The organism is Paraburkholderia sp. UCT70 (assembly GCF_050434085.1).
Lineage (GTDB): Bacteria > Pseudomonadota > Gammaproteobacteria > Burkholderiales > Burkholderiaceae > Paraburkholderia > Paraburkholderia tuberum.
The window spans coordinates 1,702,295-1,721,784 of sequence record NZ_JBNPVZ010000004.1; the positions used below are offsets into that span (position 1 = coordinate 1,702,295).

Genomic DNA, 19,490 nt, shown 5'->3' on the forward strand with positions numbered 1-19,490 from the left:
TGTGACGATTTACAAGCTGGGCGAAGCCGCCCCGATCATCCATGAAAGCGTGTTCGTCGCGGATTCGGCGAACATCATCGGCAACGTAACGCTCGAGGAGAACGCGAGCGTGTGGTTCGGCGCGACACTGCGCGGCGACAACGAGCCGATCACGATCGGCGCCGGCAGCAACGTGCAGGAAAGCGCGGTGCTGCACACCGACCCCGGCTATCCGCTGACGATCGAGTCGAACGTGACGATCGGCCATCAGGCGATGCTGCACGGCTGCACGATCAAGGAAGGCGCGTTGATCGGAATTCAGGCGGTGGTCTTGAATGGCGCGGTGATCGGCCGCAACTGTCTGGTCGGAGCGGGCGCCATCGTCACCGAGGGCAAGGTGTTTGCCGACAATACGCTGATCCTCGGCGCGCCCGCGAAGGCGGTGCGCGAACTGACGGAAGCGGATATCGCCAACATGCAGCGCGGCGCGGCAAGCTATGCCGGGCGCCGCGAGTATTTCAAGGCGCAGCTCGTACGCATCGGCTAGACGGCCGGCGCGCGGTGCGCAAAGGCGCGGCGTCATGCCGCGTCATTCCAGCGAGGAAAAGTTGTGAGCGACCAGTTGCAAAAATTCATGTTCAGCGCGGCGCCGGTGCGCGGCGAAATCGTTTCCCTGCGCAATACCTGGCAGGACGTGCTGACGCGCCGCGATTATCCGGCGCCCGTGCGAACGATTCTGGGCGAAATGATGGCCGCGTGCGCGCTGCTGTCGGCGAACCTGAAGTTCGACGGCACGCTCGTCATGCAGATTTTCGGCGATGGCCCGGTCAAGATGCTGGTCGTGCAGTGCAGCTCGAACCTGACGATGCGCGCCACCGCGAAGCTGTCCGGCGAAGCCCCCCATACGATCGACGACACGACCTCGCTCATCGATCTGGTGAACGCGAGCGGCCACGGCCGCTGCGTGATCACGCTCGACCCGACCGACAAGCGGCCCGGCCAGCAGCCGTACCAGAGTATCGTTCCGCTGTCAGGCGTGAACGGAGCGCTGAAGTCGATTGCCGAGGTGCTCGAGCACTATATGCATCACTCCGAGCAGCTCGACACGCGCATGTGGCTCGCGGCGAACACCGAGCGCGCGGTCGGCATGCTGCTGCAGAAACTGCCGGGCGACGGCGGCATCGTCCCACATCCGGGCGAGCTCGACGCGGATACGTGGGAACGCGTGTGCACGCTCGGCGGCACGCTGTCGCACGACGAGCTGCTGAAGGAAGAACCTGAGACGGTGTTCCGACGCCTGTTCTGGCAGGAAAACGTCCAGCATTTCGAGCCGGTTACCGCGCGCTTCGAATGCACGTGCTCGCGCGAAAAAGTCGGCGCGATGCTGAAGATGCTTGGCCGCGATGAAGTCGACAGCGTGATCGAGGAACGCGGCCACGTCGAGATTCACTGCGAGTTTTGTAATCAGCGCTACGAGTTCGACCCGGTCGACGTCGCGCAACTTTTCGTGGCCGGCGGACTCTCACAAGGTGTGACGCCGGCGGCCGCGCAGCGGCACTAGACCGCGCTTTCGCCGAAGCGGAGTACGTGCCCGTGAACTGATCGTGCTCTTCAACGCAAGTCCTGACCGCGCCGCCCCATGCCTCGTCACGGCTCGGGCGGCGCGTTGCTTTTGAGCGCGGCGTTGATACTTTGGAAGGATGCGGCGCTGCGCGTTGGAAGACGCTTGCTCGAGCCTCGGACCGATGGAGATTCGACCATGAAGCACACGCTTTCGTTGATCCTTGCCGTCCTCACGGGCAGCGCGGTGCTGGCCGGCTGCTCGATCGATCCGCCTGGCCCAGCGCCGATTCTGAGTCGTCTGCCGCCCGATCAAGCCGAAGCCATCAGTCATACGCAGACGCTGACACCGGAGGAACGCGCGCGCTATGACGCGATCGAGCAACAGGTCATGTTCGAACAGAATCAGACGATGGCCGCGGACGCCGCCGCGCAAGCCTGGTCGCGCTATTACTCGCGTTCGCCGCCCGTGAGGTTTTCCGCGGGCTTCTCGAGCGGCGGCTGGGGACGTGGCTGGGGAACCGGGATTGGCGTCGGGTTCGGGCCGTATTGGGGCTGGTAGGGCGAACACGGCAGCATAAAAACAAAAAAGCGCGGTTCAAGATGAACCGCGCTTTTTTTGCGCCTTCCTGCGAGGCTGATGCGAAATATCGAACCTCAGTGCACCGGCTTCTTCTCCTTCGCAGCCGCTGCCTTCCCGCCATGCTTGCGATCCGGCTTCGCGCGCGACTCCGGATTCGGCACCACATGCAGCGGCGCGGCCGACACCTCACCGCGCGTCGAGGTGTTCGCCGACGGTGTATTCGCCAACGGCAACGGCTGGTTCGGCGACACGAACTGCACGAACACTTCGCCGTCCTTGACCATGCCCATTTCGTAGCGCGCCCGCTCTTCGACCGCGGCCGTGCCATTCTGCAGGTCCTGCACTTCGCCCTGGATGCGCTCGTTGCGCAGCTTCGCGTCGGCATTCTTCTGCAATTGCTGCGCGAGTTGTCCCTGCAACTCATGCACGCGCAGCCAGCCGCCGTGCCCCCACCAGAGCGGGTACTGGATCAACGCCAGCAGAACGATCAGGACAGCAGTGACAAGCCGCATGAAGTAAGCACAATAAATACGCGCCGCCCTGCGCTATACGCAGGGCGGCGAGGTCAATCAGAAACGAAGGATAACCGGCTCATCGATCGGCGTGAACAATCTGGCGAAGACCGCTTAGCGCAGATTGTAGAAGGCCGACTTGCCCGGGTAGCTCGCGATATCGCCGAGATCTTCCTCGATACGCAGCAGCTGGTTGTACTTCGAGATGCGGTCGGAACGCGACAGCGAACCTGTCTTGATCTGACCGGCGTTCAGACCGACGGCGATGTCCGCGATCGTCGAGTCTTCAGTTTCGCCCGAACGGTGCGAAATCACCGCCGTGTAGCCCGCGCGCTTGGCCATTTCGATCGCCGCGAAGGTTTCCGTCAGCGTGCCGATCTGGTTGATCTTGATCAGGATCGAGTTCGCGATGCCCTTCTCGATGCCTTCCTTCAGGATGCGCGTGTTCGTCACGAACAGGTCGTCGCCGACCAGCTGGACCTTGTCGCCGAGCTTGTCGGTCAGCGTCTTCCAGCCTTCCCAGTCGCCTTCGTGCATGCCGTCTTCGATCGACACGATCGGGAACTTGTCGGCGAGGTTCGCGAGGTAGTCCGCGAATTCCGTCGACGACAGCTGCAGGCCTTCGCCCGCGAGCTGGTATTTGCCGTCGTGGTAGAACTCGCTGGCCGCGCAGTCGAGCGCGAGCAGTACGTCTTCACCGGCGCGATAGCCTGCTTTCTCGATGGCTTGCAAAATGGTGGACAGGCATTCCTCGTTGCTGCCGAAGTTCGGCGCGAAGCCGCCTTCGTCGCCGACTGCCGTGCTCATGCCGCGGTCCGACAGGATCTTCTTCAGCGCGTGGAACACTTCGGCGCCGCAACGCAGTGCTTCGCGGAAGCTCGGCTGGCTGACCGGCACGATCATGAATTCCTGGATGTCCAGGCTGTTGTTCGCGTGCGCGCCGCCGTTGACGATGTTCATCATCGGCACCGGCAGTTGCATGGCGCCCGAGCCGCCGAAGTAGCGGTACAGCGGCAGACCGGCCTCCTCAGCCGCGGCCTTCGCGACGGCCATCGACACGGCCAGCATCGCGTTCGCGCCGAGGCGCGACTTGTTGTCGGTGCCGTCGAGCTCGAGCAGCGTCTTGTCGAGGAACGCCTGCTCGGAAGCGTCGAGACCCATGATCGCTTCGGAGATTTCCGTGTTGATGTGCTCGACGGCCTTCAGCACACCCTTGCCGCCGTAGCGGCCGGCTTCGCCGTCGCGCAGTTCGATCGCTTCGCGCGAGCCGGTCGACGCGCCCGACGGCACGGCCGCGCGCCCCATCGTGCCCGACTCGAGCAGCACGTCGCATTCGACGGTGGGGTTGCCTCGCGAATCGAGAATCTCTCGACCGATGATGTCTACGATAGCACTCATGGTTTCCTCAAAGGATGACGTTGAATTCTTTACTGTGACCTTGCATCGCGCTGTCGAACCGGAGTTGGCGCTTTAGCGCCTACTCCGGTCCCATGCAAAGCACCTGTCGGTCTCCCCGACAGACAGCTCGCGCGCCGATACGTTCGACGACCGTTATGCGAAAACGCCGCGGGTCGATTATCGAGGGCAATCGTGACACGCGGCGCACACCTGAATCAGTTGAAATCGCTTTCGAGGAACGACCCGCGCTTGACGGCCCGGTCGAGCGTGACGAGCGTCTCGAGCAGGTCGGCCATGCGATTGAGCGGCACCGCGTTCGGCCCGTCCGACTTCGCTTGCGCCGGATTCGGGTGCGTTTCCATGAACAGACCAGCGACGCCGACCGCGACCGCGGCGCGCGCGAGCACCGGCACGAATTCGCGCTGGCCGCCCGAGCTCGTGCCCTGACCGCCCGGCAACTGCACCGAATGCGTCGCGTCGAACACGACCGGCGCGTTGGTCTCGCGCATGATCGCGAGCGAACGCATGTCCGACACAAGGTTGTTATAGCCGAACGACACGCCGCGCTCGCACGCCATGAAGCGGTCTTCGGACAGACCCGCTTCACGCGCGGCGTCGCGCGCCTTGTCGATCACGTTCTTCATGTCGTGCGGCGCGAGAAATTGGCCCTTCTTGATGTTGACCGGCTTGCCCGAGCGCGCGCACGCGTGGATGAAGTCGGTCTGACGACACAGGAACGCGGGCGTTTGCAGCACGTCGACGACCGACGCCACCTGCTCGATCTCGTGTTCGGCGTGCACGTCGGTCAGCACCGGCAGACCGAGCTGGCGCTTCACTTCCGACAGGATGCGCAGACCTTCGTCCATGCCCAGACCGCGAAACGACTTGCCGCTGCTGCGATTGGCCTTGTCGTACGACGATTTGTAGATGAACGGAATGTTCAGCTTCGCGCAGATTTCCTTCAGGCGGCCGGCCGTGTCGATCGTCATCTGTTCGGATTCGACGACACAGGTACCGGCGATCAGGAAAAACGGCTTGTCGAGCCCGACGTCGAAATCGCCCAGTTTCATGCTTTCTCCTCGACCCTCGACTGCTGATGCGCGAGCGCCGCTTCGACGAACGACTTGAACAGCGGATGACCGTCACGCGGCGTAGACGTGAATTCAGGGTGGAACTGGACGCCGACGAACCACGGGTGCATGCTGCGCGGCAGCTCCATCATTTCCGGCAAATCCTCGCTCGGGGTACGGGCGCTAATGATGAGGCCACCGCCTTCGAGCTGGGGCACGAAGCGGTTATTCACCTCATAACGGTGACGATGGCGTTCGTTCACATCGGTGCCGTAGATCTCTTCGGCGAGCGTGCCGGGCTTGATCGGACAGCGCTGCGAGCCGAGGCGCATCGTGCCACCGAGATCCGACTCTTCGGTACGCTTCTCGACGCGGCCTTCGCGGTCGTACCATTCGGTGATCAGCGCGACCACGCGGTTCTTCGTTTCCTGATCGAATTCGGTGCTGTTCGCGTCCTTCAGGCCGACGACGTCGCGGGCGAATTCGATCACGGCGAGCTGCATGCCGAGGCAGATGCCGAGATACGGCACCTTCGCTTCGCGCGCATAACGGATCGCGGCGATCTTGCCTTCGGTGCCGCGACGGCCGAAGCCGCCCGGCACGAGCACCGCGTCGAGATGCTTGAGGCTCCCGACGCCTTGCGTTTCGATTTCTTCGGAGTCGATGTACTCGATGTTCACGCGCGTCGACGTATGCATCGACGCATGACGCAGCGCTTCGATCAGCGACTTGTACGACTCGGTCAGATCGACATACTTGCCGACCATGCCGATCGTCACTTCGTGCTTCGGGTTCTGCAGCTTCTCGACGAGGTCCGACCACATGGAGAGGTCCGCCGCCTTCGGCGTGAGCTTCAGCTCTTCGCAGATGATCGCGTCGAGACCCTGGTCGTGCAGCATCTGCGGAATCTTATAGATGCTGTCCGCGTCCCACACGGAAATCACCGCGTCTTCGGGCACGTTCGAGAACAGCGAGATCTTCGCGCGCTCGTCGTCCGGAATGCGGCGGTCGGCACGGCACAGCAGCACGTGCGGCGAAATGCCGATTTCGCGCAGCTTCTGCACGCTGTGCTGGGTGGGCTTGGTTTTGAGTTCGCCGGCCGTGGCGACCCAGGGCACCAGCGTCAGGTGCACGAAGCACGCGCTGTTGCGGCCGAGGCGCAGGCTCATCTGGCGCGCGGCTTCGAGGAACGGCAGCGATTCGATGTCACCCACCGTGCCACCCACTTCGACGATCGCGACATCCGGCTCGCCGCACGTCGCAGACGCTGCGCCGCGCTCGACGAATGCCTGGATTTCGTTCGTGATGTGCGGGATGACCTGCACGGTCTTGCCGAGATAATCGCCGCGGCGTTCCTTGCGGATTACCGACTCGTAGATCTGGCCCGTGGTGAAGTTGTTGGCCTTGCGCATCTTCGTGCTGATGAAGCGCTCGTAGTGGCCGAGGTCGAGGTCGGTTTCCGCTCCGTCTTCCGTCACGAACACTTCGCCGTGCTGAAACGGGCTCATCGTGCCGGGGTCGACGTTGATGTAGGGATCGAGTTTGAGGAGGGTGACTTTAAGACCGCGCGATTCGAGGATCGCGGCGAGGGAAGCGGCGGCAATACCCTTGCCGAGGGAAGATACTACGCCGCCGGTGACGAAAACATATTTGGTCATCGCTGGATGCTCGCGGGAAAAACGGATTATACCGTAAAGGATGGTCCCGACCCAGCAAAAAACGGCCGACCCACGCGTGCCGAGGCCGCCTCGCGTGGCAGCCGGCGCAGCGGTTTGGGGCCCGCTTCGTGCGCGCAGCACGTCAGGCGGTTCGCTCCAGCTCACGCAGCATGCGTTGCACCGCGCGCGCGGTTTCGATCGGCTTTTCCATCGGATACAGATGGCTGCCCTCGATCCACTCGATGTGCCCGCCGGTCGCGCGTCGCGTCGCGTCGAGCCCGGCCTGGCGGATTTCCTTCGAGCGTGTCCCGGCGATGAACCCGACCGGCACCGGCGCGCCGCGCGCGAGCCGCGCGCCGAGCGTATGCGGCAGCGTCCGGTAGATCTGGTATTCGGTGCGACGATCGAATGCGAGCACCCGGGTGCCGTCGGGCGAACTCTGCGGAATGCCGAAGTCGATGTAGTCGGACAGCATGCGCTCGTCCCAGCGCGCGAACGCGGGCTTCGAATGGAAGTGCCGCCATGCTTCGTCACGGCTCGTCCATTGCTTGCGCCGCTTGCGCGTCGCGGCGGCGGGCGACAGCCGCTCGTCGAGCCCGGTCCATTGCGACACGCGCAGCATGCTGCTGCGCCAGCCGGCGATAACCGGCGAGTCGAGCATCACGACGCCCCTCACCCACTGCGGCTTTTTCAGCGCCGCCATCAGCGACAGATAACCGCCGAGCGAATGCCCGACGAGCCACACCGGCTGCTCGTACTTGCGGACGATGTCGTCAAGCAGTTGCTCGACCAGATGGGGCCAGTCCTGCGTGACCGGAAAGCGCGGATCATGGCCGATCCGCTCGATCGAGCGCACGTCGTAGTCGTCGGAGAGCTCGGCGAAGATCGTCCGGTAAGTCGAGGCCGGAAAGCCGTTCGCATGCGAGAAATGGATGATGTTTTTCAACTGCGGCGATCTCCGTTGTGTTTTTTACGCGTGGGCGGTGCTTTGCCTGTGCCGCTGCTTATACCGCTGCTTGCGCCTGTTGTCTGCGCTGTTGCGCGCATCGGGCCGCGACGCGCTCAGGGCTCCATCCAGTAGCGGCGCTGCGTGTCCCGATAGCGCTCGAGCGTGAGCGCGGCGCCCTCCTCACCGCGCGCGCGCGGATCGACGTCGACCCTCACGGCGCCATCGCGATCGCTGCGCCCGAGTTCGATATGACGCGCCGCGTATCGCGCGAACACGCCCGCGTTCGGATGATGAAAGCGATTCTCGTAGCCTACCTGAAATAACGCGATGGACGGATCGATAGAGTCGAGGAACGGCTCGGTCGACGACGTTTTGCTGCCATGATGCGGCACCATCAACACTTGCGCGCGCAGCATGGCGGGATCGCGCGCGAGCAGCGCGCGTTCGGTCGGCGCTTCAATGTCGGCGGTCAGCAGGGCCGTGAAACGCGGCGCGTTCGCACCGACGAACGCCGCCTGGCTTGCGTTGGTGGGCGGCAACGTGCTGACCCTCAACACGCAGCAATGCTCGTTCGCCTTGCCCGTGAGTGCCCCGACGTCAGGCCACAGCACGGCAAACTCAACACCATCCCACTGCCAGCGCTGCCCCGCCACGCACGGCAGCGTCTGCGTGCCATGCTGTTTTGCCTTCGGCCACAGCGGATTGTCCGGCTCCAGAGCAGCCACCAGCTGACGCACCTCGATCGCATCAAAAACGGCAGGGGCGCCGCCCGCATGATCCGAATCGGCGTGACTGATCATCAGCGTATCGAGCGTCGTCACGCCTTGCGCCCGCAGGAACGGCACCACCACGCGCTCGCCAGCGTGGCTCGATTCCGGACCGGGACCCGCATCGAACAGCAACGCGTGATGCGCGGTCTGCACGAGCACCGACGAGCCCTGCCCGACATCGAGCGCGGTCAGACGGAACGCGCCTGATGGCTCGGCGAGTGCGCCGCTTGCGCTGGGCATCAGCAGCGGCAGCCACGACAGCGCCGCCGCCCAGCGCAGTGGCCAGCCGCGCGGCGCGAGACACCACAGCACACCGAGCGCCGCCGCGGCCAGCGCCCACGCATTCGGCTGCGGCAGCCACCACAGCGTCCAGCGCGGTCCCGACGCCAGTTGCAGGCCGGCCGCGAGACCGTCGAGCAGCGTGTGCGCGGCGCGCCACGCGAACGCATCGAGCGGCGCGGGCAATGCGACGCCCGCGAGCACCGTCGGCGTGACGAGCAGGCTCACCCAGGGAATCGCGAACGCGTTCGCGAGCGGACCGACGAGCGGAATTTGCGCGAACCAGTAGGCGGTCAGCGGCGCCAGCGCGACCGTCACCGCGAACTGCGCGTGAGCGGCGCTGCGCAACCGTTCGGCGAGCACGCGCAGACGCCGGATCGATACGGGACGCGCCGCGCTGCCCTCCTCGTCTTCATGATGACGGGACGCCAGTGGAACCCGCACGCGCGGCCGCCCCGACATCGCGAACAGGATCGCGCCGACTGCGCAAAACGACAGCCAGAATCCGGCCGACACGACCGCCCACGGATCGACCAGCAGCACGAGCCCGAGCGCCCACGCGAGCACCGTGGAGCGCGCTAGCTGCCGGCCGCCGACGAACGCCAGCGCGACGAGCGCGGCCATCCACAGCGCGCGTTGCGCTGGCACGTTGAAGCCCGCGAGCGCGGCATGCAGTGCGGCGAACATCGCACCCGCCGTCACGCCGACGAGCTGCGCGGGCAAGCGCAGCGGCCAGTTGCGGCCGAGCCACCCCGAACGTCGCCAGATTGCCGCCGCGAGCCAGCCGGTCAGCCCCGCGACCAAGCCGAGATGCAAGCCCGAAATCGCCACCAGATGACTCGTGCCGGTGCCACGCATCAATTGCCAGTCGGCGGGGCTCACTTCGTCCTGCGCGCCGATCGCGAGCGCGACGACGATGCCGCGATGCGGCGCATCGGCAAGCACCGTGTCGATACGCGCACGCAACCCGGCACGCCAGCGGTCGACCAGCACGGCGAGCCCGCGCGCGTGACCGGTCAGGCGCCGCGCATGGTCCGGCACGCTCACGTAGCCGGTCGCGCGGACGTTGCGCGCGAGCAGACTTGCCTCTGCATCGCGCACGCCGAAATTCGCGTTGCCGTGCGGGCGCTTCAGGCGCACGGTCAGACGCCAGCGTTCGCCCGGTTCGAGCCGCGGCGCCGCGGCGTCGCGCGCGATCCAGGCTAGCTGGATCACGCGCGGAAAAGCGGCGAGCCGCGCACCGTTCGTATCGACGTCGAACAGGAAGCGCGCGCCTTTATCGTCACGCGTCGGCAATCCCTTGATCGTGCCGACCACCTCGATATCGCGCCCTTCCCACTCATGCGGCAGGCTCACCGCGAGCCGCGTTTGCGCGCGCACGGCCGCATAGCCGAAGCCGACGCAGATCGCCGCGCACCACACCGCGCCCCAACCGGCCACCCGCCGCATGCGAGCGTCGCGCCATACGCGGCTAGCGAGCCGGTGCGAGAAGCCCCGCTCGTGTTCGCGCTGGAGCGCCGCACCGGCCGCACCTGTCACACCCGCCGCAGCCGCTCCGCCGCCACGCAAACCCCACACCGCAACGCCGGCCGCCGTGCAGCCGAGCAGTATCAACGCGCACCATCCGCCTGTATCCGGCAACACGGCCTGTCGCTGCAGCCAGACCACCCCCAACGCAAATCCACACCAGACCGCCCGCATCCGCCCTCCGTATCCGCTGGCGCCGGGCCTCGTCACCGCGCCAGCGAACGGGCAGCAGCGAGCCCGCCGGGCGTGGGGATCGCCCGACGCGAACCCTTTCGATCAACGGAATCGATTATGCAGAGGAAAGCGCGAGTCGCGGCAGCGCGGCGAGCGCGTTAGCCGTTGTGCCAAGGGCGGCTGCGTCGGAAGTGACACCGCGCAATCGCGCGAGGCTCGCGCCGATCGCCGGAATCTGCTCGGGTGAATTGCGCTGCCTGTACATCCACGACGGCGCGATATCCGGCGCGTCGGTCTCGACGACCAGCGCATCGAACGGCAGCTGTTCGGCGAGTCGCCGGATCTGCCGGGCGCGCTCGAACGTGAGGTTGCCGCCGAACCCAAGATGCATGCCCTGATCGATGTATGCCTGCGCCTGCTGGAAACTGCCATTGAACGCGTGCGCGATGCCGCGATGAATCTGATGCCGGCGCAGCCCTTTGATCACCTGATCCTGCGATTTGCGCACATGGCAGATGACCGGCAAATCGAATTCGCGCGCGAGCTGCAACTGGCCGTTGTAGAAAAACTGCTGGCGCGCATCGTCGAGGCCGTCGACGAAATAGTCGAGCCCGATCTCGCCGATGCCGACGAAGCGCGGATCGTCGAGACTCGCCTCGATCTCCATGCGTAACAGGTCGAGGTCGGCATCGACGGCGTGCGGCGTGAACAGCGGATGAATGCCGAGCGCGTACGCGCCGCCGTCGACGCGATGCGCGAGCTCGCGCACCGCCGCGAAGTTCTGTCGCCCGATCGCCGGAATCACGATGCGCGACACCCCCGCATGGCGCGCGGACGCCGCAACCGCATCACGGTCGGCGTCGAACTCCGAAGCGTCGAGATGGCAGTGCGTGTCGATCCACATGGATTATCTCGCTGGCAAGAGGACGGACCGAAGGCGGCCCGCACTCAGACCGGCACCGGCGGCTCTTCGTGCAGCACGCCGTCGCGCAACCGCATGATGCGATCACAGCGGCCCGCCAGCTCCGGGTCGTGCGTGACGATCACGAAGCTCGTCTCGAGCGTGCGCGACAGTTCGAGCATCAGGTTGAAGACCGTGTCGGCGGTGCCGCCGTCAAGGTTACCGGTCGGCTCGTCGGCGAGCACGCAGGTGGGCTTCGTGACGAGCGCACGCGCGATCGCGACACGCTGACGCTCGCCGCCCGACAGCTCGCCCGGCCGATGCTTCGCGCGATGCCCCATGCCGACGCGCTCCAGCACCGCCATGGCCTCGCGGCGCGCGACTTCGGTCGTCTCGCGACGAATCCGCAGCGGCATCGCGACGTTATCGAGCGCGGAAAACTCCGGCAGCAGATGGTGAAACTGATACACGAAACCGAGCGCGCGATTGCGCAGGTCGTTGCGCTCGCGCTCGGAGAGCTTCGTGAACGGCTTGCCGAGCACCGACACGTGGCCCGCGCTCGGATCGTCGAGACCGCCGAGCACGTGCAGCAGAGTGCTCTTGCCGGAGCCCGACGCGCCGACGATCGCGAGCTTCTCGCCGCGCCGCACGGCGAGTTGCGCATTGTTGAGCACCTGCACGTTCAGGCCGCCCTGGACGAACGATTTGGAAATGCCGGTGGCTTCGAGCACGAACGGATGCGACGCGGAGTCCTGAGCGGTCATGGATGAATCGGTTGAGGGATGGACGAGGCGGTCATTCATAGCGCAGCGCCTCCGCCGGACGGACCTTCGCGCCGCGCCAGCTCGGATAGAGCGTCGCGAGCGCCGACAGCACGAACGCGATGATGCCGATGCGCGCGACGTCCGCCGGAACCAGCTCGGACGGCAGCTCGCTGATGAAGTACACCGACGGCGGCAGGAATTGCACGCCGAGCAGATGCTCGATCATCGGCACGAGCCACGGAATGCTCCACGCGATCAGGCAGCCGAGCGCGACGCCGGTCGCCGTGCCGATGAAGCCGATCGTCACGCCCTGCACGACGAAGATCTTCATGATCGAGCCGGGTTGCGCGCCGAGCGTGCGCAGGATCGCGATATCGGCCTGCTTGTTGGTCACCGTCATCACCAGCGACGACACCAGATTGAACGCGGCCACCGCAATGATCAGCGTCAGGATGATGAACATCATGCGCTTCTCGATCTGCACCGCCGAGAACCAGGTCTTGTTCTGCTGGGTCCAGTCGCGGATGTACAGATCGCCCGACAGCGTGCGCGCGAGCTGATGCGCGACTTCCGGCGCGCGCTGCATGTCCGTGAGGCGCAGCCGTACGCCGGTCGGCGCGGGCAGCCGGAACAGCGCCTGTGCGTCCTTGATGTTGATCAGCGCGAGCGTGCTGTCGTATTCGTAATGGCCCGACTCGAAGATGCCGACCACCGTGAACTGCTTCAGGCGCGGCAGCATGCCGGCCGGCGTGATCGTGCCTTCGGGCGCGACGAGCGTGATCTTGTCGTTCAGCTGCACCCCGAGATTGGCCGCGAGATCGGCGCCGAGCACGATGCCGAAGTCGCCCGGCACGAGGTCGGCCAGCTTGCCGCCCTTCATTTCCTTGCCGATATCGGACACTTCAGGCTCGAGCGTCGGCTCGATGCCACGCAACGCGACGCCGCTCACCGCGTCCTGGCGCGTCAGCAGCGCCTGGGCCTCGACGTAGGGCGCCGCGCCGATCACCTGCCTGTTCTGGCGCGCCTCCTTCGCGGTCAGCTGCCAGTCGGGCATCGAACCGGTCGGCGAAAAGATCTCGACGTGCGCGAGCACCGACAGCATGCGGTCGCGCACCTCTTTCTGAAAGCCGTTCATCACCGACAACACCACGATCAGCGCCGCGACGCCAAGCGCGATGCCCGACATCGACACCAGCGCGATGAACGAAATGAAGCCGTTACCGGTCGTGCGTTTGCCGGCGCGTGTGTAGCGCCAGCCAATCTGCCATTCGTAGGGAAATTTCAAGCGAATCCTTTTGTGCGTTCTTCGACTGTATGTCGGGACCGGCGGACATCGAGCGTCCGCCGTGCGGCCCGAGCGTCGTGATCGTTGGGCTCGCGGCGGCGCGGATCGTTCCTCGCTCGCCCGGCCGCTGTGCGGCTCTGCCGGCGCATGGAGGCGCGGCGCCGCGGTGCGCCACCCTGCCGGCTCCAGCGATCAAGCGCGAAGTTTGCCACACAATGCCGCCGGCTCGCGCAAAGGACGTGCCTTGGCGGCGCCATCGACAAACCGGCCGCGCTTCGTCGAAATACTCGCACCGTTTGCCCTACAATGCGCAGCATCATGCCTGCCGACCGCCTCCATCTTCTGCTGCCCTTCGCGCTGCCCGCCGCGGCCGACGCATCCACCGCGCTTCACGACATCCAGTGTCCCGCTCTCGACCGGCTGATCGCGCGCGCGACGCTCATCGAGCGCGTGATCGGCGAGGATTTTCAGCGCACGCTGCCGCACGAGCGCTGGGTCGCGCGACAATTCGGCGCGCTGCCCGACGGCGCCTCGGCCGCCGCCGACGAAGCCCCGCTCGCGCCCTACATGCTGCGCGCCGACGGCGGCGAACCCGGCAGCGCGACGTGGGCCTGCGTGCAGCCGGTGCACGTGCACATCGCGCACGACCACCTGGTGCTGATCGACCCGGCGTCGCTCAATCTGTCGGACGACGAAGCGAGCACGCTGCTCGCGCTTGCGCGTCCGCTGATCGAGGAACTCGGCGTGCGCATCGAGGCGCCCAAGCCAATCCGCTGGTATCTGTCGAGCGACGCTTTCGGTTCGCTCGCGGGCGCGTCGCCGTTGCGCGCGAGCGGCCGCAACATCGAGATCTGGTTGCCGCACGAAGCGCATTCCGGCGAACGCTCTCGCGCATGGATGAAGCTGCAGAACGAGGTGCAGATGGCGTGGTTCGAACATCCGGTCAACGAAGCGCGGGAGGCGCGCGGGCTGCCGGCCGTCAACTCGATCTGGTTTCACGCGCAAGGCGCCGCGCGGAGCGTGCGCAGTCCGTTCGCGCAGGTGCTGTCCGATGCCGCCGCAACGCGCGGTCTCGCGCTCAGCGCGGGGGTCGCGACAGGCGCGCCGCCGGCGTCGTATCGCGAACTGGCCGCGGCGCTGCGCGGTACCACCTACGGCAGCGGCGCAACGCTCGTCGAACTCGACCCCTTCTCCGCGCCCTACATCGAACAGGACTGGGCGCGCTGGAACCAGGCATTCGCCGCGCTGCAGACCGACTGGTTCGCGCCCGCGCTCGCGGCACTGCAGTCGGGCGAACTCGCCGAGCTCGGCCTCACGCTGTGCGGCGACACCGGCTCGGTGACGCTGACGGTCACGCGCGGCGATCTGCGCAAATTCTGGCGGCGGCGCGTGCTGGCCTCGCTTTTCATCGAATGATCCACGGCCCTTCCGCATGACCCGAATCGTTACGCGCCCCTGCTCCCCTGTCGACGCCGAAGTGCTGACCCGCTGCGGCCTGCATCCGGTGCTCGCGCGCCTGTACGCATCGCGCGGCGTGTGCCTGCCCGAGGACGTCGAAACCGGCCTCGCGCGGCTCGTGCCGCCAACCGAACTGAAGGGCTGCGACGCGGCCGCCGCGCTGCTCGCCGACGCGCTCCAGCAGCAGCGCCGCATGCTGGTCGTCGCCGACTACGACTGCGACGGCGCGACCGCCTGCGCGGTCGCGGTGCGCGGGCTGCGCATGTTCGGCGCGCGCATCGACTACCTGGTGCCGAACCGCATGGAGCACGGCTACGGGCTCACGCCGGAAATCGTCGAACTGGCGGCGCGTAGCGCGGCCGGCAAGCCCGATCTGCTGATCACCGTCGACAACGGCATCGCGAGCGTCGACGGCGTCGCGGCGGCCAACGCCCTTGGCATCGACGTGCTCGTCACAGACCACCATCTGCCCGGCGACGAACTACCCGTCGCGCGCGCAATCGTCAATCCGAACCAGCCCGGCTGCACGTTCCCGAGCAAGTGCCTCGCCGGCGTCGGCGTGATGTTCTACGTGCTGCTCGCGCTGCGCGCCGAACTGCGCCGCCGTGGGGCGTTCGGCGACGCGCTGCCCGAGCCGCGCCTCGACGGCCTGCTCGATCTGGTCGCACTCGGCACCGTCGCCGATGTCGTCAAACTCGACGGCAACAACCGCGTGCTGGTCGCGCAAGGTCTGCAGCGCATCCGCCGCGGCCGCATGCAGCCGGGCATCGCCGCGCTGTTTCGCGCCGCCGCGCGCGATGCGCGCAACGCCTCCGGCTTCGACCTCGGCTTCGCGCTGGGACCGCGCCTGAACGCGGCGGGTCGGCTGTCGGACATGTCGCTCGGCATCGAATGCCTGACCACCGACGACGTCGGCCGCGCCTGGGAACTCGCGCAGCAGCTCGACACGATGAACCGCGAGCGCCGCGAAATCGAGGCCGGCATGCAGCAGCAGGCGCTGGACGACCTGTCGACGGTCGATCCCGACGGCGCGACCACGATCACGTTGTTCAATCCGGGCTGGCATCAGGGCGTGATCGGCATCGTCGCGGGACGGCTGAAAGAGAAGTTCCACCGCCCGTCGTTTACGTTCGCGCCGGCCGACGATACCGGCGTGCTCGTCAAGGGCTCGGGCCGCTCGATCGCGGGCTTCCACCTGCGCGACGCGCTCGATCTGATCTCGAAGCGCGAGCCGGACCTGATCGTCAAATTCGGCGGCCACGCGATGGCCGCGGGCCTGACGATCGCGGCCGCCGACGTGCCGCGCTTCACCGCCGCGTTCGAGGCGGTCGGCCGCGAGTGGCTGTCCGCGGAGGCGCTCGCGCGCACGATCGAAACCGACGGCGAGCTCGAAGACGCGTACTTCACGCCGCAATTCGTCGAAATGCTCGACGCGGCCGTCTGGGGCCAGGGTTTTCCGGCGCCGGTGTTCTCCGGCGAATTCGAGGTCGCCTCGCAGGCGTTGGTGAAGGACAAGCACCTGAAGCTGCAACTGCTGCGCGGCCGCCAGCGCTTCAACGCGATCTGGTTCAATCACACCGACACGCTGCCCGCGCGCACCACCGTCGCCTACCGGCTCGCGAGCGATACATGGAACGGCGTGTCGCGCGTGCAACTGATCGTCGAGCACGCGGTGAGCTGAAATCTTCCGCAAAATCAATCGCGAACACGCGCCAGATCGCCCGCGAGGCTCCGGCGCGGCGTGCCGATCGGCTATAATTTCTCCTTTTTACGAAGCTATACAAGATCGACATGGAAGCGGAACGTCTCAACGCGATCGAAGCCTCTCTGGCCGACCTGCGCAAGCGCGCGGACGACCTACGGGGGTATCTTTGACTACGACGACAAAGCACTGCGTCTAATCGAAGTCAACCGGGAACTCGAAGACCCGGACGTCTGGAACGACTCGAAGCACGCCCAGGCACTCGGTAAGGAAAAGAAGCTGCTCGACGACACGGTCGGCAAGCTCACGTCGATCACGAACGACGTGCGCGACGCGCAAGACCTGTTCGAGATGGCACGCGAAGAAGCCGACGACGACACGCTGCTCGCCTGCGAGGGTGACGCCCAGGCCATCGAGGCACGCGTGGCCGACATGGAATTCCGCCGGATGTTCGCTAATCCGGCCGATCCCAACAACGCCTTTCTCGACATCCAGGCCGGCGCCGGCGGCACCGAGGCGTGCGACTGGGCGTCGATGCTGCTGCGCCAGTATCTGCGTTATTGCGAGCGCAAGGGCTTCAAGACCGAAGTGCTCGAGCAGACCGAAGGCGACGTCGCCGGCATCAAGAACGCGACGATCAAGATCGAAGGCGAATACGCGTACGGCTTCCTGCGTACCGAAACCGGCGTGCACCGGCTCGTGCGCAAGTCGCCATTCGACTCGTCGGGCGGTCGTCACACGTCGTTCTCGTCGGTGTTCGTGTACCCGGAAATCGACGACTCGATCGAAGTCGACATCAACCCGGCCGACCTGCGCATCGACACGTACCGTGCTTCGGGAGCGGGCGGTCAGCACATCAACAAGACCGACTCGGCGGTGCGTATCACGCACATGCCGTCGGGCATCGTCGTGCAGTGCCAGAACGACCGCTCGCAGCACCGCAACCGCGCCGAAGCAATGGCGATGCTGAAATCGCGCCTGTATGAAGCGGAAATCCGCAAGCGTCAGGCCGAGCAGGACAAGCTGGAAGCCGGCAAGACCGATGTGGGTTGGGGCCATCAGATCCGTTCGTACGTGCTCGACAACAGCCGCATCAAGGATCTGCGCACCAATGTCGAAATCAGCAATACGAAGAGCGTGCTCGACGGTGACCTCGATCCGTTCATCAGCGCGAGCCTGAAACAGGGCGTCTAAGCGCGCACGGCGCGGCCCCGTTCACCGATCGGGACCGCGCCTTCTTCGTTGCTGCTTTTGCGTTGCTTCCACGCCATTTATTCGCCGTTTTTCCAGTACCGCCTGAGGTTTTTACACTGACTGACTGGCTTCCCGCCAGCGGAGCACTCCGCGGCGGGCCACCGAATACCAAATCATCATGACCGAACCGACCCAGCCGACTGTCGTGCCCGAAGCGGACGACAACAAGATCATCGCCGAGCGCCGCGAAAAGCTGCGCGAAATGCGTGAGCGAGGCGTCGCCTATCCGAACGATTTCCGTCCCACGCACCACGCCGAAGATCTGCAGGCGCAGTACGAGCACGCCGACAAGGAAGCGCTCGAAGCGCATCCGCTCGAAGTCGCGATCGCTGGCCGCATGATGCTGAAACGCGTGATGGGCAAGGCAAGTTTCGCAACCGTGCGCGACGGCTCGGGTCAGATCCAGTTCTTCATCACACCGGCCGACGTCGGTCAGGAGACCTACGACGCGTTCAAGAAGTGGGACATGGGCGACATCGTCGCCGCGCGCGGCGTGCTGTTCCGCACCAACAAGGGCGAGCTATCGGTGCGCTGCACGGAGCTGCGTCTGCTGTCGAAGTCGCTGCGTCCGTTGCCGGACAAGTTCCACGGTCTCGCCGACCAGGAAATGAAGTACCGCCAGCGCTATGTCGATCTGATCGTCACGCCGGAAACGCGCCGCACGTTCGTCGCGCGCACGAAGGCGATTTCGTCGATCCGCAAGTACATGGCCGACGCGAACTTCATGGAAGTCGAAACACCGATGCTGCACCCGATTCCGGGCGGCGCGGCGGCCAAGCCGTTCTCGACGCACCACAATGCGCTCGACATGCAGATGTTCCTGCGCATCGCGCCGGAGCTGTACCTGAAGCGGCTGGTGGTGGGCGGCTTCGAGCGCGTGTTCGAGATCAATCGTAATTTCCGCAACGAGGGCGTATCCGTGCGCCACAACCCGGAATTCACGATGATCGAGTTCTACGCGGCCTACACCGATTACAAGTGGCTGATGGACTTCACCGAGCAGCTGATTCGCCAGGCGGCGATCGATGCGCTCGGCACGGCCACCATCACTTATCAGGGCCGCGAGCTCGATCTGTCGAAGCCGTTCCATCGGCTCACGATCACGCAGGCGATCCAGAAATACGCGCCGCAATACACGAACGAGCAGCTCGCCGACGGCACGTTCCTGCGCGCCGAGCTGAAGAAGTTCGGCGTCGATGCGTCGCAGCCGCAGTTCCTCAACGCGGGCGTCGGCTCGCTGCAACTGGCGCTGTTCGAAGAGACCGCCGAGTCGCAACTGTGGGAGCCGACCTACATCATCGACTACCCGATCGAGGTGTCGCCGCTCGCGCGTGCGTCGGACAAGGTGGAAGGCATCACCGAGCGTTTCGAGCTGTTCATCACCGGCCGCGAAATCGCCAACGGGTTCTCGGAGCTGAACGATCCGGAAGATCAGGCCGCGCGCTTCAAGAAGCAGGTCGACCAGAAAGACGCCGGCGACGAGGAAGCGATGTTCTACGACGCCGACTACATCCGCGCGCTCGAGTACGGCATGCCGCCGGCGGGCGGCTGCGGTATCGGCATCGACCGTCTGGTCATGATGCTGACCGATAGCCCGAGCATCCGCGACGTGATTCTGTTCCCGCATCTGCGTCGCGAGGATTGAGCGACGCTTGGCGCGAGCGCTC

General features: G+C 65.7%; 16 protein-coding genes. 7 read left to right on the plus strand and 9 right to left on the minus strand.

Annotated elements, in window-relative coordinates; translation table 11 throughout:
• The first annotated feature begins 1 nt into the window (after nt 1).
• From OKW41_RS33390 to OKW41_RS33400, 3 genes are all read left to right on the plus strand, one after another.
• Nucleotides 2-526, plus strand: coding sequence for a gamma carbonic anhydrase family protein (locus OKW41_RS33390; RefSeq protein WP_429575270.1), 525 nt, complete (start codon nt 2-4; stop codon nt 524-526).
• A 63-nt stretch (nt 527-589) separates the two neighbouring features.
• Entirely contained in the window at nt 590-1,540 is a 951-nt protein-coding gene (gene hslO / locus OKW41_RS33395) for an Hsp33 family molecular chaperone HslO (RefSeq protein WP_429450388.1), read from the plus strand.
• 198 nt (nt 1,541-1,738) lie between these two features.
• The gene (locus OKW41_RS33400; protein ID WP_429334813.1) at nt 1,739-2,101 is read left to right on the plus strand and encodes a hypothetical protein; all 363 of its coding nucleotides are present in this window, start codon (nt 1,739-1,741) and stop codon (nt 2,099-2,101) included.
• A gap of 95 nt (nt 2,102-2,196) precedes the next feature.
• On the opposite strand, the gene ftsB is transcribed toward OKW41_RS33400, so the two are convergent.
• The 9 genes from ftsB to OKW41_RS33445 all read right to left on the minus strand — a co-directional run bounded on the left by ftsB (nt 2,197) and on the right by OKW41_RS33445 (nt 13,409).
• The gene (gene ftsB, locus OKW41_RS33405; protein WP_090800763.1) at nt 2,197-2,634 is read right to left on the minus strand and encodes a cell division protein FtsB; all 438 of its coding nucleotides are present in this window, start codon (nt 2,632-2,634) and stop codon (nt 2,197-2,199) included.
• 114 nt (nt 2,635-2,748) lie between these two features.
• Complete coding sequence (gene eno / locus OKW41_RS33410; protein ID WP_176108207.1) at nt 2,749-4,032, minus strand: phosphopyruvate hydratase; 1,284 nt, start codon at nt 4,030-4,032, stop codon at nt 2,749-2,751.
• Nucleotides 4,033-4,247: 215 nt separating this feature from the next.
• On the minus strand, nt 4,248-5,102 hold the full coding sequence (gene kdsA / locus OKW41_RS33415) for a 3-deoxy-8-phosphooctulonate synthase (RefSeq protein WP_429575271.1): 855 nt from the start codon (nt 5,100-5,102) through the stop codon (nt 4,248-4,250).
• Nucleotides 5,099-6,760, minus strand: a complete 1,662-nt coding sequence (locus OKW41_RS33420; protein WP_184022401.1) for a CTP synthase — start codon at nt 6,758-6,760, stop codon at nt 5,099-5,101. Before OKW41_RS33420 ends, kdsA begins: the two co-directional genes overlap by 4 nt.
• A gap of 142 nt (nt 6,761-6,902) precedes the next feature.
• Entirely contained in the window at nt 6,903-7,706 is an 804-nt protein-coding gene (locus tag OKW41_RS33425) for an alpha/beta fold hydrolase (RefSeq protein WP_429450394.1), read from the minus strand.
• A 116-nt stretch (nt 7,707-7,822) separates the two neighbouring features.
• Nucleotides 7,823-10,459 (minus strand): DNA internalization-related competence protein ComEC/Rec2, encoded by a 2,637-nt coding sequence (locus tag OKW41_RS33430; RefSeq protein WP_429575272.1) that lies wholly within the window; start codon nt 10,457-10,459, stop codon nt 7,823-7,825.
• Between the two features lie 115 nt (nt 10,460-10,574).
• On the minus strand, nt 10,575-11,363 hold the full coding sequence (locus tag OKW41_RS33435; protein WP_184067570.1) for a TatD family hydrolase: 789 nt from the start codon (nt 11,361-11,363) through the stop codon (nt 10,575-10,577).
• A 44-nt stretch (nt 11,364-11,407) separates the two neighbouring features.
• Nucleotides 11,408-12,124 (minus strand): lipoprotein-releasing ABC transporter ATP-binding protein LolD, encoded by a 717-nt coding sequence (lolD, locus tag OKW41_RS33440; protein ID WP_429575273.1) that lies wholly within the window; start codon nt 12,122-12,124, stop codon nt 11,408-11,410.
• A gap of 31 nt (nt 12,125-12,155) precedes the next feature.
• Nucleotides 12,156-13,409: a lipoprotein-releasing ABC transporter permease subunit gene (locus tag OKW41_RS33445; protein ID WP_429450398.1), complete on the minus strand. Its 1,254-nt coding sequence runs from the start codon at nt 13,407-13,409 to the stop codon at nt 12,156-12,158.
• 306 nt (nt 13,410-13,715) lie between these two features.
• On the opposite strand from OKW41_RS33445, the gene OKW41_RS33450 reads away from it, so the two are divergent.
• The 4 genes from OKW41_RS33450 (at nt 13,716) to lysS (ending at nt 19,468) form a co-directional block, all read left to right on the plus strand.
• Nucleotides 13,716-14,825: a regulator gene (locus OKW41_RS33450; protein WP_429575274.1), complete on the plus strand. Its 1,110-nt coding sequence runs from the start codon at nt 13,716-13,718 to the stop codon at nt 14,823-14,825.
• 16 nt (nt 14,826-14,841) lie between these two features.
• Nucleotides 14,842-16,548 (plus strand): single-stranded-DNA-specific exonuclease RecJ, encoded by a 1,707-nt coding sequence (gene recJ / locus OKW41_RS33455; RefSeq protein WP_429575275.1) that lies wholly within the window; start codon nt 14,842-14,844, stop codon nt 16,546-16,548.
• 110 nt (nt 16,549-16,658) lie between these two features.
• Nucleotides 16,659-17,763 (plus strand): peptide chain release factor 2 gene (gene prfB / locus OKW41_RS33460; RefSeq protein WP_113061858.1). Its coding sequence is split into 2 segments (ribosomal slippage): nt 16,659-16,739 and nt 16,741-17,763, totalling 1,104 coding nucleotides; the frame shifts between segments, so codons are not numbered across the junction.
• A 178-nt stretch (nt 17,764-17,941) separates the two neighbouring features.
• Nucleotides 17,942-19,468 carry a lysine--tRNA ligase gene (lysS, locus tag OKW41_RS33465; RefSeq protein WP_429450403.1) on the plus strand — a complete coding sequence of 509 codons (1,527 nt, stop codon included), beginning with the start codon at nt 17,942-17,944 and terminating at the stop codon, nt 19,466-19,468.
• Nucleotides 19,469-19,490 lie beyond the last annotated feature (22 nt).

What these genes read in the sequence shown, in the direction of transcription:
- ftsB (WP_090800763.1), bottom strand. Translation starts at nt 2,634, where the DNA reads ATGCGGCTTGTCACTGCTGTCCTGATCGTTCTGCTGGCGTTGATCCAG.
- OKW41_RS33450 (WP_429575274.1), top strand. Translation starts at nt 13,716, where the DNA reads ATGCGCAGCATCATGCCTGCCGACCGCCTCCATCTTCTGCTGCCCTTC.
- lysS (WP_429450403.1), top strand. Translation starts at nt 17,942, where the DNA reads ATGACCGAACCGACCCAGCCGACTGTCGTGCCCGAAGCGGACGACAAC.
- recJ (WP_429575275.1), top strand. Translation starts at nt 14,842, where the DNA reads ATGACCCGAATCGTTACGCGCCCCTGCTCCCCTGTCGACGCCGAAGTG.
- OKW41_RS33430 (WP_429575272.1), bottom strand. Translation starts at nt 10,459, where the DNA reads ATGCGGGCGGTCTGGTGTGGATTTGCGTTGGGGGTGGTCTGGCTGCAG.
- OKW41_RS33420 (WP_184022401.1), bottom strand. Translation starts at nt 6,760, where the DNA reads ATGACCAAATATGTTTTCGTCACCGGCGGCGTAGTATCTTCCCTCGGC.
- OKW41_RS33400 (WP_429334813.1), top strand. Translation starts at nt 1,739, where the DNA reads ATGAAGCACACGCTTTCGTTGATCCTTGCCGTCCTCACGGGCAGCGCG.
- eno (WP_176108207.1), bottom strand. Translation starts at nt 4,032, where the DNA reads ATGAGTGCTATCGTAGACATCATCGGTCGAGAGATTCTCGATTCGCGA.
- kdsA (WP_429575271.1), bottom strand. Translation starts at nt 5,102, where the DNA reads ATGAAACTGGGCGATTTCGACGTCGGGCTCGACAAGCCGTTTTTCCTG.
- OKW41_RS33435 (WP_184067570.1), bottom strand. Translation starts at nt 11,363, where the DNA reads ATGTGGATCGACACGCACTGCCATCTCGACGCTTCGGAGTTCGACGCC.
- lolD (WP_429575273.1), bottom strand. Translation starts at nt 12,124, where the DNA reads ATGACCGCTCAGGACTCCGCGTCGCATCCGTTCGTGCTCGAAGCCACC.